General features: G+C 72.2%; 9 protein-coding genes, 1 tRNA gene and 1 pseudogene. 7 read left to right on the top strand and 4 right to left on the bottom strand.

What is annotated here, in order from left to right:
- The first annotated feature begins 19 nt into the window (after positions 1 to 19).
- Complete coding sequence (locus ACWEMJ_RS20740; protein ID WP_452138546.1) at positions 20 to 1,210, top strand: acyl-CoA dehydrogenase family protein; 1,191 nt, start codon at positions 20 to 22, stop codon at positions 1,208 to 1,210.
- Positions 1,211 to 1,305: 95 nt separating this feature from the next.
- Here ACWEMJ_RS20740 and ACWEMJ_RS20745 read toward each other — a convergent pair whose 3' ends face one another.
- The 3 genes from ACWEMJ_RS20745 to ACWEMJ_RS20755 all read right to left on the bottom strand — a co-directional run bounded on the left by ACWEMJ_RS20745 (position 1,306) and on the right by ACWEMJ_RS20755 (position 4,847).
- Positions 1,306 to 2,100, bottom strand: a complete 795-nt coding sequence (locus ACWEMJ_RS20745; RefSeq protein WP_452138547.1) for a bestrophin-like domain — start codon at positions 2,098 to 2,100, stop codon at positions 1,306 to 1,308.
- Between the two features lie 205 nt (positions 2,101 to 2,305).
- Entirely contained in the window at positions 2,306 to 4,024 is a 1,719-nt protein-coding gene (locus ACWEMJ_RS20750; protein WP_452138548.1) for a DUF7507 domain-containing protein, read from the bottom strand.
- A 313-nt stretch (positions 4,025 to 4,337) separates the two neighbouring features.
- The gene (locus tag ACWEMJ_RS20755) at positions 4,338 to 4,847 is read right to left on the bottom strand and encodes a universal stress protein (protein WP_452138549.1); all 510 of its coding nucleotides are present in this window, start codon (positions 4,845 to 4,847) and stop codon (positions 4,338 to 4,340) included.
- 986 nt (positions 4,848 to 5,833) lie between these two features.
- On the opposite strand from ACWEMJ_RS20755, the gene ACWEMJ_RS20760 reads away from it, so the two are divergent.
- The 5 genes and pseudogenes from ACWEMJ_RS20760 (at position 5,834) to ACWEMJ_RS20780 (ending at position 11,060) form a co-directional block, all read left to right on the top strand.
- Positions 5,834 to 6,775, top strand: coding sequence for an HAD family hydrolase (locus ACWEMJ_RS20760; RefSeq protein ID WP_452138550.1), 942 nt, complete (start codon positions 5,834 to 5,836; stop codon positions 6,773 to 6,775).
- 1,109 nt (positions 6,776 to 7,884) lie between these two features.
- A pseudogene (locus ACWEMJ_RS20765) lies at positions 7,885 to 8,877 on the top strand (helix-turn-helix domain-containing protein); the annotation flags it as partial.
- A gap of 650 nt (positions 8,878 to 9,527) precedes the next feature.
- Positions 9,528 to 10,130, top strand: coding sequence for an oligoribonuclease (gene orn, locus ACWEMJ_RS20770; protein ID WP_452138551.1), 603 nt, complete (start codon positions 9,528 to 9,530; stop codon positions 10,128 to 10,130).
- A 114-nt stretch (positions 10,131 to 10,244) separates the two neighbouring features.
- Positions 10,245 to 10,320, top strand: a tRNA-His gene (locus tag ACWEMJ_RS20775).
- 293 nt (positions 10,321 to 10,613) lie between these two features.
- Positions 10,614 to 11,060 (top strand): DUF4442 domain-containing protein, encoded by a 447-nt coding sequence (locus ACWEMJ_RS20780; RefSeq protein WP_452138552.1) that lies wholly within the window; start codon positions 10,614 to 10,616, stop codon positions 11,058 to 11,060.
- 79 nt (positions 11,061 to 11,139) lie between these two features.
- Here ACWEMJ_RS20780 and ACWEMJ_RS20785 read toward each other — a convergent pair whose 3' ends face one another.
- Positions 11,140 to 12,204, bottom strand: a complete 1,065-nt coding sequence (locus ACWEMJ_RS20785; RefSeq protein WP_452138553.1) for a LacI family DNA-binding transcriptional regulator — start codon at positions 12,202 to 12,204, stop codon at positions 11,140 to 11,142.
- A gap of 436 nt (positions 12,205 to 12,640) precedes the next feature.
- Here ACWEMJ_RS20785 and ACWEMJ_RS20790 point away from each other — a divergent pair, with 436 nt between their 5' ends.
- Positions 12,641 to 13,969, top strand: a complete 1,329-nt coding sequence (locus ACWEMJ_RS20790; RefSeq protein ID WP_452138554.1) for an ABC transporter substrate-binding protein — start codon at positions 12,641 to 12,643, stop codon at positions 13,967 to 13,969.
- Positions 13,970 to 14,072: the final 103 nt, after the last annotated feature.

Below are 14,072 nucleotides of genomic sequence, written 5' to 3' on the forward strand. Positions count from 1 at the left end.
TGATCCCGGGAGGATCACCGTGCTCGACCACCGGCTGAGCAGTGACTACGAGGAACTCCGCCGCACCGTCGCGGAGTTTGCCAACGACGTGGTGGCGCCGAAGATCGGCGAATACTACGAACAGAACGAATTCCCGTACGAAATTATTCGGGAAATGGGACGGATGGGCCTGTTCGGACTACCCTTCCCCGAGGAGTACGGCGGCATGGGCGGCGACTATTTCGCGCTCTGCCTGGCCCTGGAAGAACTGGCCCGGGTCGACTCCTCGGTCGCGATCACCCTGGAGGCCGCGGTCTCGCTCGGCGCCATGCCGATCCACCTCTTCGGCACCGAGGAGCAGAAGCGCGAGTGGCTGCCGAAGTTGACGTCCGGCCAGATGCTGGGCGCGTTCGGCCTGACCGAGCCCGAAGGCGGCACGGACGCCGGCGGAACCCGCACCACGGCGCGCTACGACGAGGCCACCGACGAGTGGGTGATCAACGGCAGCAAATGCTTCATCACCAATTCCGGAACCGATATCACCGGGCTGGTGACCGTCACCGCACTGACCGAACCGATCACACATTCGAGTGATGAGGGCGTAAATCAGTCGCCCACGAGGGAAATCTCCTCCATTATCGTCCCCACTGGAACTCCCGGGTTCCAGGTGTCGAAGAAGTACTCGAAGGTCGGGTGGAACGCCTCCGACACCCGCGAACTCTCCTTCTCCGACTGCCGGGTTCCCGCGGCCAACCTGCTTGGTCGCCGGGGTCGCGGCTACGCCCAGTTCCTTCGCATCCTCGACGAGGGCCGCATCGCCATCGCGGCCCTGGCCACCGGCCTGGCCCAGGGGTGCGTCGACCAGTCACTGTCCTACGCCGCCACTCGCCGCGCCTTCGGCCGGCCGATCGGCGCCAACCAGGTCATCCAGTTCAAGCTCGCCGACATGGAGATGCGCGCACACACCTCCCGCCTGGCCTGGCGGGACGCCGCCTCCCGGCTGCTGCACTCCGAGCCCTTCAAGAAGGAGGCAGCCATTGCCAAGCTGTACGCCTCCGAGGCTGCGGTCGACAACGCGCGTGAGGCGACCCAGATCCACGGTGGCTACGGCTTCATGAACGAGTACCCGGTCGCCCGCTTCTGGCGCGACTGCAAGATCCTGGAGATCGGCGAGGGCACTTCCGAGGTCCAGCGCATGCTGATCGCTCGCGAGCTCGGCGTGAACTCCTGAACTCCACGCACTGACACAGCCCTGCCGACGGCCCGGTACCTGCAGGAGTGTCCGGACCACCGCGTCCGGCCGCACCCGCAGGTCCACTCCGCCGGTCACGGCTGAAACAGCGGCAGAGCCGACGTCCTGGCGTCGGTGTCGATCTGGTCGTAGCGCTCCAACGCCAATCGGAACGCAGTCGGCTGGACCCGCACCGCGCCGGAGAACGGCCCGCTCATCACCGCCACCATGCTCACCCCGAATGCCACGGAGGCACCCACGAAGCACATCAGCACGAGATTGCGCGTGTTGGCCGTCAACCCGATCACCGACGGAGTGGCCAGGACGAACACCGCGCCCACCAGCAGACCACCGATCGCCACCACCGGCACGGACGCACGAATATCACCCAGTCGCGCGTTCCGCTTGGCGTTGACGTCGGACAGGCTGCGCAGCACATCGGTCCGCGCACTGGTCTCCGCCGTGCTCTGCACCGCGGCGTGATCGACTGCGGCCCGTACCTCGTCGACCGCACGCCACGCGGCCTGGCTCCCGGTGTCGTGCTGCATCGCCGCCCATTCGTCGTCGATCACCACCTTGGTGTAGTTCCGCAGCCGGTCGCGCACCAGCACTCGGTCGGCGGCCGGCAGGCCACCGGCGTTCCAGTAGGCCTCCGCGAGGGCCCGTGACTCCTCGTAGGTGTGCTGGCGGGCCGAGTTCAGCTGCTGCCAGGTGCCGGCGACGCTGAAGCCCAGGAAGAGCGCGAAGAAGCCGAGGATCGCCGCCCCGGCAAAAGAGAGCGCCTGCGGTGTCGTGGACCCCTCCCGCGACCGCTTGGTCTGCCCCAGCAGCAGCCCGATCACCAGCGCCAGCGCCGCGCCCGACACGGCTGCGATTGCGACGATCAGCATCGCCGCCGCCCGTTCCCGCCGCCCCGGACCTCCGGCGTCGAACCGTGCCCGCTGTCGGCCACCGACAACGGTCGAGCAGCAAGCGCGCACACCCGCGCTGCCTCGTTCCTTGACTCGACAACAGTTGCGCCATCGACGTCCCGGGACACCACCCGGCCGGTTACGGACTCGCCGCCGACCGGTCGGGCCACCTCGCTGTGCCCTCTCACCGCTGCCCCCGGCCACGGCCCCGGACGGAGAACGCCGCTGCCAGCACGCACAGCACAGGAAGGAGAATCGCCAACAGCAGCAGCATCACTTCGGTGACGTCCCACGTGTCCTCCTCCCCTTCGTCCGGTGCCCAGTCCTCGCTCCCGGGCTCGCCCTGCGCCTGCCCGCCCGACGATGGGCTCCCGGACGACGTCCCCGCCCCGGGACTCGCCCCCGCACCCGGCCCCTCGCTCCGTCCGGCAGTGGGGCCCGGAGTCGGACCGAGCGCTGCCGCCCCACCGGTCGTCCGCCCCGTGCCTGGGTTCGCCGGCCCGGCCCCAATGGCGGTGCCGCCAGGCCCAGTTGATGCTCCAGTGGTTCCCGGGGCCGCAAAGGGCGAGGCCGGCAACGCGAAGGCCGTACCACCGGGGAGCGGCGCCGGCGCCGCCCCAGGCAGGAACGGCGCCAGCACCTGGCCTGCGGGGGCGGCGGCTGCGGGCTGCCCGGGTGCGGCCGCAGCAGCTGCCCCGCCCGCCGGAACGGGGACAGGGAGCGGGACCGCAGCTGCCGCCGCTGCTCCTGCCGCCGCCCCGGCTGCTGCTCCTGCCGCTGTTCCGGCCGCCGCTGCGGCCGCCGCACCCGCAGCAGCCCCGACCCCTGCGGCCCCTCCGGCCCCAGGTGCGGCAGCTCCAGGAGCTGGCGCGGCTCCGGGGGCCGCAGCGGCACCCGCTCCTGCTCCTGCTCCTGCTCCTGCGCCTGCACCGACGCCCGCGCCCGGGGCGGGGCCCGGAGCGGGAACGGTCCCTTCGCCGGGCGCAGGTGGTGCCGTCGGTGCGGTGGCGGGAGGGGCGGGGCTGAGGCCGTCGTAGGCTCCGGGCGCCTCGGCGGAGACGTGACGCGGCGCTTGCAGGGTGCCGTCGGGGGCGACGGTCGCGTCGTCCGCCAGGCCGTCGGCGCGCGCCGTCCCGGTCTGGTGGCCGGGGAGGGCCGTGCCGTCGGCCTGGCAGTCGACGCTCTGCCCGGGAGAGAGGGTGTGGCCGCCATCGGGGCCGGAGCAGGTCACCGTTCCGATGTCGGGGAGCCCTTCGACCACGGAGATGTCGGTGATCGGGACGTCCCCGAACGCCTCCAGGCGGTACCGGAGTTCAACGGTTCCGCCGACTGCGGTCAGTGCTCGCGGCACCGCACGCCCGCCAACGGAAGCGGCGGCGGCAGCGGCAGCGGGGGCCGACGGGAGCTCCGGCAGTGTCCGGAGGCTGCGCGCCACGCCCGTGCCCGTGGGGGCTCCCAGTCGGCTGAGGCCAAGGCCTGCGGTGATGCCCAAGTAGCCGGCAGAGGCGGTGGCATGGGCCTGCGGGAGTTGGCCGGGGGCTTCTGCGGTGGCAACGATCTGGGTGGTCCGGGATCCGCCGACGGCCGTGAAGGAGGCGGTGCAGTCGAGGCTGCCACCCGGCGGGATGCTTCGGCCGGCGTCGCACTGGGCCTGGCCGCCCGGCAGTTGGGGATCGCTCAGCACGACGGCGGTGAGCTGGTACTCGGCGTGGTTGGTGAGGTGATACGTCCGGTTGGCCACCTCGTCGGCGCGGAGCCGCACGCTCAGGTCGGTGCTGGTGTTGGTGCTGACGCTGAGCGTCAGCACGTCCCGCGTCTCCCCGCCCCGGGTGGCATCGGGTTCCATGGGCCAGGCACCGAGGACCGTCGGCACCAGCAGCGCGGCCCCGAGTAAGGGCGACATGGGACGGCGGGCAGCAGGCGCCGGAGCGGGCCGTCCGGCAGCCTGTAGGCCGATATGACAGGGGATCACCTACGAATGGTTCACCACGCCCCGGAGCGGCAGCTGATCTGACGCACAGCGCAGCGCCGGAACGACTCGTTCGGCTGTATCCGGCTGCCGGACGGCCGCCGCCGCGCGCCGGTCCACTCGTGGATGGCCAGTTCCTCCCACCCGCATTCGGCCATGATCCGCCATGCAGCGCGGCACAGTCGGAGCGCCGGACTCGGGGCTGCGAACTCAAGGCTGCAAGCAGCGGCGTGAGCGCACGGGCCGGTCAAGGGATCACGATGACCGGGCGGTTCGCGCGGCGGGCGAGGCGGCCGGAGACCGAACCGAAGATCTTTCCGAGCAGCCCATGGGTGCTGCCGACCACGATGGCGTCCGCGGCGTACTCGCGGCCGACCTCTTCGATCTCGTGGCAGATGTCCCCGCCCCGTTCGACCAGGATCCAGGGGACGCCGGAGAGGAAGTCGGCGCAGGCGAGTTCGAGGCCGAGGATCTCGGTGCGCTGGTCGGGGAGGTCCACGAAGACCGGCGGCTCGCAGCCGGCCCAGACGGTGGCGGGGAGGCGGTTGGCGACGTGGACGATCACCAGTCCGCACTGGGAGCGGCGGGCCATGCCGACGGCGTAGGCGAGGGCGCGTTCGCTGGAGAGGGAGCCGTCGAAGCCGACCACCACGCCGTGCTGGAACTTCGGGTCACAGGCGCGTGAGCCGTGCTCCTGGAGCTGCGGTTCGCCTTCGCCGTCGCGGCGGCCGACGGTCGGACGGGAACTGTCGGTCATCGCGTCCTCCGCAGTGCCGGGTCGTGGGGCGGCGGCAGGGTCCGCCGCCGTGCCGGGAGTGGCAGGGGTGGGGTGGGGTGGAGCGCCGGGCACCGGCCGGTCCGGACGGCGCCGGCGGGCGGGGCGTCCGAACACGCCCGCTCGCCCGACCGAAGGCGTCCGACTCGGGCGGCGGGCGCGGTCAGGGTTCGCCGGACGGTCGGAGCGGTCGGACCGGTCGAAGAGGCCGAAGCGGTCAGGCACTCCCTCGCCGCTGCCGGGCCGCCCGTCGGCCTCCCGTCCGTCACGGCGTTCGCGACCGTCACGGCTTTCGCGATCACCGGCCCGGGCAGTTGGGTCACCGGAGGCAGCGACTTCGGGGCGGCGTGCCGGATCGGCCTCCGGCGGGGTGCCGGGGAGTCGGACAGCGGACCTGTCGTCCCGCGAACTGCCGTTGGCAGAACCGGAAGGCTCTTGACCAGCCATGGCTCAAAACTCTTCAACCGGGAGGGGCCTGCACAGGGGGACACGGCGGCGCACCGCCTTGGCCCGGGGGGAGGCACGACCGAGGTGGCTGACCGTTCGGAAACGACTACCACCGTTGGCGACCTGTGCCTTTCAGAGTACGGCGCGGAATGGGCCGCACCCAGCGGTGCAGCCCTCAGTACGACCAGGTTCCCGCTTGTGGGGGAATCACACGCCGGCGTGCGCGCCCCTTCCGCGGCAGGTTCCATGGAGCTTGACCGACGACCTGCGGTGCGCGCAACAGGGCAGGCACACAACGTGATCCGACTGTCATCGCGAGAGATCGCCCCTGCCCGTGGGTGGTGCGGGCGAACCGTCAACAGGGGCCGCGCAACGCAGTTGGGGGGCGCAGAAGAGGGGATTCGGGCGATCATGGTCCGAGTTGGGTGTGTACCGGCCGGATTCGGCCAATTCGCGGGAATTCGATTCGCCTTTGGCAATTGCCACCTGCATATGGGGTGCCCGCTGGCAGCATGCTCGACATGCCGCTGCTCCTGCTCGACCTCGACAACACCTTGCTGCCCAGGGATGCCGCGTTCCGGGCCTGGGCGGAGGAATTCCTCGCCGAGAACGATCTGCCTGCCGACGACCTCAACTGGTTGGTCATGCTCGACGGCAGTGGTTATGTGCCGCGAAGCACCGTACTGGGTGCGGCGAAGCGTCGCTACGGCATCGATCACTCACTCGAATCGATGCTCGGGCGCTATCGCCGCAGTATCAACTCCCACATCAATTGCCCGGATTCACATGCGAGCGCGTTACGTGCGGCCCGTGAGGCGGGTTGGACGCTGGGGATCGTCAGCAACGGGGGAACGCTGCCCCAAATGGAGAAGATCCGGCTCACCGGGCTCGCCGCGATGGTGGACGGCTGGGTCATCTCGGAGGAGGCCAGCTGCATCAAGCCGGATCCGCTGATCTTCGAATTGGCCGCCCGCCGTTGCGGGTTCCGCCCGGCCGGTGACTGGACCGCGCAGACCTGGATGGTCGGGGACTACGGCCCGTCCGACATCGCGGGCGCCGAGGCCACCGGGCTCCGCAGCGTCTGGCTGCACCACGGGCGGCCGTGGGCCGAGCGCGGCTACCGTCCGACGGTCAGCGCGCCGGACCTGCCGGAGGCGGTGCGCCTGGTCCTCGGTACGGCCGAACGTCCCACCGCCGCCCGGCACTTCATCGGGGGGACGAACGGGCGCAAGCGTCCGCCCCGCACCCGAATCGCGGTGCCTGCCTCCAGGTTGGCCCCCTCCCCCAGCCCGAGCGGGGTGAAGGCGCCCACCTCGCAGCCCGCGCCGTTCGCCCGGGCAGTGCCGCTGCGACCCCTCGCCCCGTCCGCCGCCTCCACCGCACCGCCGCCCGCCGCGCTGCCCACGGGGCCCCCGACCCGGCCCACCGTCCGGCCCGCCGTCCTGCCCGCAGCAGCCGGCTGAGGCCGGGCAGACGAACCCGCGCCCCTCAGAAGCGAGTTGTCGGACCGAGCCACCCCCGCACCGAGCCACCCCCACACCCGGCCGGCCGCACGCCCCGGAAACCCTCAACGCACCTCCCCGCAGGCGCAGTTGAACACCGGCGCCGAGACCGCCCCCGACGGCGCGGCGCCGAGGCCGCGTGCGGCCGCCTCCCCGAGGGGTGGGATTCGGACGAATGTGCGCCCGCCGGCTCGGCGGTCGGGACGTCGGGCGGGGCGAATGGCCGGTGGTGACCGTGGGGCGGATGGGGCCCTTGGGGCTGGTGGGGCCGGCGGGAAATGAAGGGTACGAAGTGACGGACTGTGAGGTGGGAAGCGGTCGGAGGTGGCCGGTTCGGGTTGGGCCAGGGGGCTGACGGGGCGCGGGGATCTTGGCTCAGGTGTGCGCTGCGGCGCTTCGGGCGTGGGTTCACGCCCCCGATTTGAACCGTAGGTTTTCGGCCAACTTCCGGACCGGGGCCGCCGTTCCGGCAAAGCCGCAGCACACGGCAGGCGACAGGTGCGCCGCTGGTGGGTACATCACGAACCGGTCATGCGACAACCAGCCACGGTTGCCCGCGCCCCCTTCACAGCGGGGTCGACGGGTGCCACGCTTCGTGATCGAATGCTTCACGCCAAATTGCCATGTCGACATAGCGTCGGATGGTGAACTTGTCACAACGGCAACGGTCCACCAAGTAGATTCGATCTTGGCTCGCAGAGCGGCAGCCGAGACCACCACACCACCGAGGGGGCTGGAGCGCCTTGAGCAGGGTGAGCAGGAGCGACGCGGGTCCTGAAGGCGGCCGTCAGCCGTCGGGCCTTCCCGGTGGCGGCGCGAGACTCGGCAAGTTCGGTGGCACGTCGACGGGTTCGGTCGGGATCGGCCCGAGTGGCCATCAGTCCTTCGGTGCCGGTGGGTCACTGACGGTAAGTCAGTACTCCCAGGCCGCCGCCCAGCAGCCCTCCTCCACCATCGCCGGTCACGGCGGCCTCGCCACCGGCACCGGCGCCGGCACGGGCACCGGATCCTCCAACCCCTCTTCCCTGAACGCGGGTTCGGGCGCGGACGCGCTCGGCGCCGGACCGGGGGTGCTGGGTTCGCCCCGGAAGCTGGCGGGGCGGCGGCGGCGCGAGACGGTCGCGGTGCTGCTGTTCAGCGGGGCGCCGATCTTCGAGAGCTCGATCCCGCTGTCGGTGTTCGGCGTGGACCGCCAGGACGCCGGAGTCCCCCGCTACCGCCTGCTGGTGTGCGCCGGCGAGGAGGGGCCGCTGACCACCACCGGCGGCCTGACCCTCACCGCGCCGTACGGGCTGGAGGCGCTGTCCCGGGCCGGCACCATCGTGGTGCCCGCCTGGCGTTCGATCTCGCAGCCGCCGCCGGTCGAGGCGATCGCCGCCCTGCGCAAGGCGCACCACGAGGGGGCCAGGATCATCGGCCTGTGCACCGGTGCCTTCGTGCTGGCCGCGGCGGGGCTGCTCGACGGCCGCCCGGCGACCACCCACTGGATGTACGCGCCGACGTTGGCCAAGCGCTACCCGCGCGTGCACGTCGATCCGCGCGAGCTGTTCGTGGACGACGTCGACGTGCTGACCTCCGCGGGCACCGCGGCGGGCATCGACCTCTGCCTGCACGTGGTCCGCAGTGACCACGGCGCGGAGGCCGCCAACGCGCTCGCCCGCAGGCTGGTGGTGCCCAACCGGCGCGGTGGCGGAGGTCAGGCCCAGTACATCGATCAGTCTTTACCTGAAGAGATCGGCAACGACCCGCTGGCCGAGGTGGTCACCTGGGCGTTGGAGAACCTCAACCAGCAGTTCGACGTCGAGGTCCTGGCGGCCCGCGCCTACATGTCGCGCCGCACCTTCGACCGCCGTTTCCGCACGCTCACCGGCAGCGCCCCGCTGCAGTGGCTGATCACCCAGCGGGTGCTGCAGGCGCAGCGGTTGCTGGAGACGTCCGACCTCTCGGTGGACGATGTCGCGCGTCGCTGCGGCTTCCGTTCGCCGGTGGCGCTGCGCGGTCACTTCCGCCGCCAGCTCGGTGTCTCGCCGGCCGCGTACCGGACCACCTTCCGGGCCCGCCGTCCGGCCGCGGGCACCTCGACGGCGCCCGCACCGGGCGTGGCCGCCGAGCGCGCGGCGGGGGCGCCGGGCCTCGGGGGGATGGGCCAGGGCGGGCACGGTCAGCAGCTCCAGGGTCCGTCCGGGAGTCCCGGGGTGACGCCCGGCCAGGTGTCGCCGACGGCGAACGGTGCGGCGGGGCGGCCCCGGCAGCGTCCGCTGGTGCCGTCGCAGGCCGGTCCGCCGGCGGGGGCGTTCGGTTCGCGAGTGCCGGAGCGTCCGGGCGATCCGCGGTACGCCGCGCGTCCCACCGGAAGTGGCGGCACGGGTCAGCCGGGCGGGCAGTCCGGCGTTCCGCACCCGGGTGGCCACCAGGGTCCGCCGCCGGCACACGCGCACGCGCAGCCGTCGCCCGGCCAGCCGGTGCGGCCGAGTGCGGCGTACCCGGGCGGGCGCGGTTCGGCCCCGGTCGAACGGGCGGAGCGGGCGGACCGCCCGGTGGAGCACGCGATCGCGGAGGACGCGGACGGTCAGCAGCCGAGCGCCCGGGGCCAGCGGGTGGCGCACCGCCCGGAGGCCGAGCCGGAGCGCGGGGCGCGCGGGACGGCGGACTTCGCCCCGGACGGGGCGCGTGCGGTGTCGGGGGCGCGTGATCGCGCCGTAGGGTGAGGGGCGTGAATGACCGCTTGGTATGGATCGACTGTGAGATGACCGGCCTCGACCTCGATCGGGACGCCCTGATCGAGGTCGCCGCCCTGGTGACCGACTCCGAGCTGAACGTGCTCGGCGAGGGCGTGGATGTGATCATCCGCCCGCCCGCCGAGGCGCTGGAGAACATGCCCGAGGTGGTGCGGGAGATGCACACCGCCTCGGGCCTGCTCGACGAGCTCGCGGACGGCCTGACCATGGCCGAGGCGCAGGCGCAGGTGCTGGCGTACATCCGTGAGCACGTGCCCGAGGCCGGCCGGACGCCGCTGTGCGGCAACTCGGTGGCCACCGACCGCGGTTTCCTGTCCCGGGACATGCCGGAGCTCGAAGGGCACCTGCACTACCGGATAGTGGACGTCTCCTCGATCAAGGAGCTGGCCCGGCGCTGGTACCCGCGCGCCTACTACAACGCCCCGCAGAAGGGCGGCAGCCACCGCGCGCTGGCGGACATCCGCGAGTCGATCGCCGAACTCCGCTACTACCGCGAGGCGGTGTTCGTCCCGCAGCCCGGCCCGGACGGGGACACCGCTCGGGAGATCGCGGCCCGCCACCAGGTGCCCACGGCCTGACCAGGGCTCGGGTCCGGGCGCTCGCGGAAACCCTGGCGCAAGCACCCCTCGGGATCCTGTAGAGTTCTTCCTGTCGGAGCGGGAACGCGAAAGCGGGAAAGCACCGGACAGATGGTGGGCGTAGCTCAGTTGGTAGAGCACCTGGTTGTGGTCCAGGTGGCCGCGGGTTCGAGTCCCGTCGCTCACCCCATCGAAGAAGGGCCCTGGCCAAGGGAATTGGCCAGGGCCCTTCTCGCATCTCCGCACAGGCACCCCCTCGCAGGCACCCCCTCGCAGGCACCCCCTCGCAGGCATCCCCGCACAGACGTCCCCACGCAACGCAGCAGTCGGACGGGCAGCCCGCCGGCCGGTGCGACGCAGGTCACCCGCCCCGGAAGCCGCAGAGCCCGGCGGCCCGCCCCCGGAAGGACTGACAGCACATCAGCGGCGCCCTCGCCCGTCCCACCGTGGACGCGGAAGCTACCTGTCAGTAACATCGGCGGCATGACCACTACTGCGATCGGCCAGCTCCTCACCGACACCGTCCCGATGGTGAAGACGCTGCAGCTGGAGTACCTGGAGACCACCCCGGAGCGGGCCGTGCTGCGGCTGCCCGACCTGCCGGAGTACCGCAACCACGTGGGCGGGCCGCACGCGGGTGCGATGTTCACGCTGGCGGAGTCGGCGAGCGGCGCGATCGTGCTGGCCGCGTTCGGCGACCAGCTGGGGCGCGCGGTGCCGCTGCCCACGGTCGGCGAGATCTCGTTCAAGAAGCTCGCCCGCGGCGTGGTGACGGCCACGGCCACGCTGGGCCGCCCGGTCGCCGAGGTGCTGGCCGAGCTGGACGAGGGCAAGCGCCCCGAGTTCCCGATCACCGTGGAGATCACCCGCGAGGACGGCGACGTCACCGGCGTGCTGGAGATCGTCTGGACGCTGCGCCCCAACTCCTGACCCGCAGGCCGCGGCCGACGGCCACCCGCCGGCAGGGCGCCGGGACTCCGCGGGCGCACGAAGAACCCCGCGCCCGCCGTCAGGCCGAGTCGCGCACGATCAGCTCGGTCGCCAGCACCACCTGCCGCCGGGCCCGGCCGCGTTCGGCGATCTCGTCGAGCAGCAGCCGGGCCATCGTGCGTCCCATCTCCTCGATCGGCTGGCGCACGCTGGTCATCGGCGGGTCGGTGTGCCGGGCGACGATCGAGTCGTCGAAGCCGATGACCGCGACGTCGTCGGGCACCCGTCGCCCGGCGGCGCGCAGCACCTGCATCGCGCCGGCGGCCATCACGTCGGAGGCGCAGAAGACGCCGTCCAGTTCGGGCCGTCGTTCGAGGAGTTCGCGCATGGCGACCCGGCCGCCCTCCTCGGTGAAGTCGGCGAGGCCGACCAGTTCCTCGTCGTAGGGGTGTCCGGCCTCCTCCAGGGCGCGGCGGTAGCCGCCGAGGCGGGCCTGGGCGACCTCCATGTCGAGCGGGCCGGTGAGGGTGGCGACCTGGCGGCAGCCGCGGCGCAGCAGGTGCCGGACGGCCATCCGGGCGCCGCCGGCGTTGTCGGCGTGGACGTAGCTGAGCGGTTCGAGGTCGTCGCGCCGGCCGGCCAGCACGGACGGGATCTCCAGGCCCTCCAGCAGGGCGAGCAGCGGGTCGTCCCGGCGCACCGCGACGACCAGGACGCCGTCGACGCGCTGGGCGGTCAGGTAGGCCGAGAGGCGTTCGCGCTCGCGCTGGTTGCGGACCAGGATCAGCAGCAACTGCATGTCGGTCTCGGCGAGTTCGGCGGAGACGCCGCTGATGATGTCGGAGAAGTACGGCTCGGAGAAGAGCCGGGTCTCGGCCTCGGGGACGACCAGCGCGACGGAGTCGGTGCGCGAGGTGACCAGGGTGCGCGCCGCCCGGTTCGGGACGTAGCCGAGCTCGGCGATGGCGTTCTGGACGGCCTCGCGGGCCTTGGCGCTGACCCGGGGCGAGCCGTTGACGACCCGGGAGACGGTGCCGCGGCCGACGCCGGCGAGGGCGGCCACCTCCTCCAGGGTGGGGCGCGCGGTGGCTCTGCCCGCGGCGCCCGGGTTGAGCGCTTCGGGGCGCTGTGCGGTCGGGCTCATCGCTGCACCTCTCGGTCTCTGTGACGGATGGGACGGGCGGGGCGAGCGGCACGGTTCCGGCGGATCCACCCCGCTGCCGGTACGACTGCTCATTGTGGCCGGTCCCGCGCCGTTCCCGACCATCCGGGGCGGACCGCACCCCGGCCGCACCCGAGCCGCGCGCGAGCAGCACCCGAGCCGCATCCCGGCCGCACCCCGGCCACGCCCGGGCCCAGGGCCCGCCGCCGCCCGGCCCCGGCACCGGCACCGGCACCGGCACCGGCACCGGCACCGGAAACGCTCCGGCAACGTTTGCGTCACCACGTCTTGACACTCACCCCCACGAGACAGCAACCTTCCGGCATGCCCGATGTGGGAGCGCTCCCACACTCTAGCCAAGACTCAGCGCACAGAGAACATCCGAGAACCCACCACCCGGACAAGGGAGTTCGCCCCCATGCGCATGCACACCACCTTCCACCCCCGCAGAGCCGCCGTCCTCGCCACCGCCCTGGTGGCCTGCTCCGCCCTGCTGCTCACGGCCTGCTCCTCCGGCTCGGACAGCGGCGGCAGCGGTTCGAGCGACGCCAACGCGAAGATCACCCTGACCGTCGGCGACTTCGGCACCTTCGGCTACAAGGAGGCCGGCCTGTACGACGAGTACATGGCCGCGCACCCGAACATCACGATCAAGTACGACACCGTCCAGGACGGCCAGAAGTACTGGGACGCGCTGACCACCCACCTGGCGTCCGGCAGCGGCCTGTCCGACATCCAGGCGGTCGAGGTCGGCTACATCGCGCAGGCCACCAACACCCTGGGCGACAAGTTCCTCGACCTGGGCAAGACCGACGGCGTCACCCCGGGCAACTGGGTGGACTGGAAGTCGAAGCAGGCCACCACCCCGAAGGGCGCGCTGATCGGCCTGGGCACCGACATCGGCCCGATGGCGATCTGCTACCGCACCGACCTGTTCCAGCAGGCCGGCCTGCCGACCGACCGCACCGAGGTCGGCAAGCTGTGGGCGGGCGACTGGTCGAAGTTCGTCGAGACCGGCAAGACCTACCAGTCCCACGCCCCGGCCGGCTCCTTCTTCACCGACTCCGCCTCCGGCCTGTTCAACGCCGCGGTGTCCTCCGAGCCGCTGCAGTACTCCGACGCGAGCGGGAAGCTGGTCTACAAGGACAGCCCGGGCGTCAAGAAGGCCTGGGACCTGGCGGTCTCCGCCTCGCAGGCCAAGATCAGCGCCGGGCTGCGCCAGTTCCAGGACCCGTGGAACGCCGCGTTCGCCAACTCCAAGTTCGCCACCGTGGTCTGCCCCTCCTGGATGACCGGCGTCATCAGCAAGTACTCCGGCGACTCCGGCAAGGGCAAGTGGGACGTCGCGGCCTCGCCGGTCGCGGCGAACTGGGGCGGCGCGTTCCTGACCGTCCCGAAGGCCGGCAAGCACACCAAGGAGGCCGCCGCGCTGGCCGCCTGGCTGACCGCGCCGGAGCAGCAGGCGAAGGTCTTCACCAAGGTCGGCAACCTGCCGTCCACCGTCGGCGGCCTGCAGCAGTCGGCCGTCCAGGGCGCCAAGGCCGAGTACTTCAACAACGCGCCGACCGGGCAGATCTTCGCCGCCTCCGCGCTGTCCATCAAGCCGGCGCCGATCGGTGAGCAGGACGGCAACGTGAAGACGATCATCACCGACAACGGCGTGCTCGACATCGAGGAGCACGGCACCGACCCGGCCAAGGCCTGGAGCAACGTCACCAAGCTGGTCGACGACAAGGTCGCCCACTGACCGGTCGGCCGATCCCGGCGCCGGCGTCCGCCCCGTCCGCCGGTGACCTGCCCCGACTGCCCGGCCGGGTCCGCCCACCCGGCCGGGCGCCGTTCCGCCGCCG

The organism is Kitasatospora sp. NPDC004531 (assembly GCF_053602195.1).

What these genes read in the sequence shown, in the direction of transcription:
- ACWEMJ_RS20750 (WP_452138548.1), bottom strand. Translation starts at nt 4,024, where the DNA reads ATGTCGCCCTTACTCGGGGCCGCGCTGCTGGTGCCGACGGTCCTCGGT.
- ACWEMJ_RS20785 (WP_452138553.1), bottom strand. Translation starts at nt 12,204, where the DNA reads ATGAGCCCGACCGCACAGCGCCCCGAAGCGCTCAACCCGGGCGCCGCG.
- ACWEMJ_RS20755 (WP_452138549.1), bottom strand. Translation starts at nt 4,847, where the DNA reads ATGACCGACAGTTCCCGTCCGACCGTCGGCCGCCGCGACGGCGAAGGC.
- ACWEMJ_RS20780 (WP_452138552.1), top strand. Translation starts at nt 10,614, where the DNA reads ATGACCACTACTGCGATCGGCCAGCTCCTCACCGACACCGTCCCGATG.
- ACWEMJ_RS20760 (WP_452138550.1), top strand. Translation starts at nt 5,834, where the DNA reads ATGCCGCTGCTCCTGCTCGACCTCGACAACACCTTGCTGCCCAGGGAT.
- ACWEMJ_RS20745 (WP_452138547.1), bottom strand. Translation starts at nt 2,100, where the DNA reads ATGCTGATCGTCGCAATCGCAGCCGTGTCGGGCGCGGCGCTGGCGCTG.
- ACWEMJ_RS20790 (WP_452138554.1), top strand. Translation starts at nt 12,641, where the DNA reads ATGCGCATGCACACCACCTTCCACCCCCGCAGAGCCGCCGTCCTCGCC.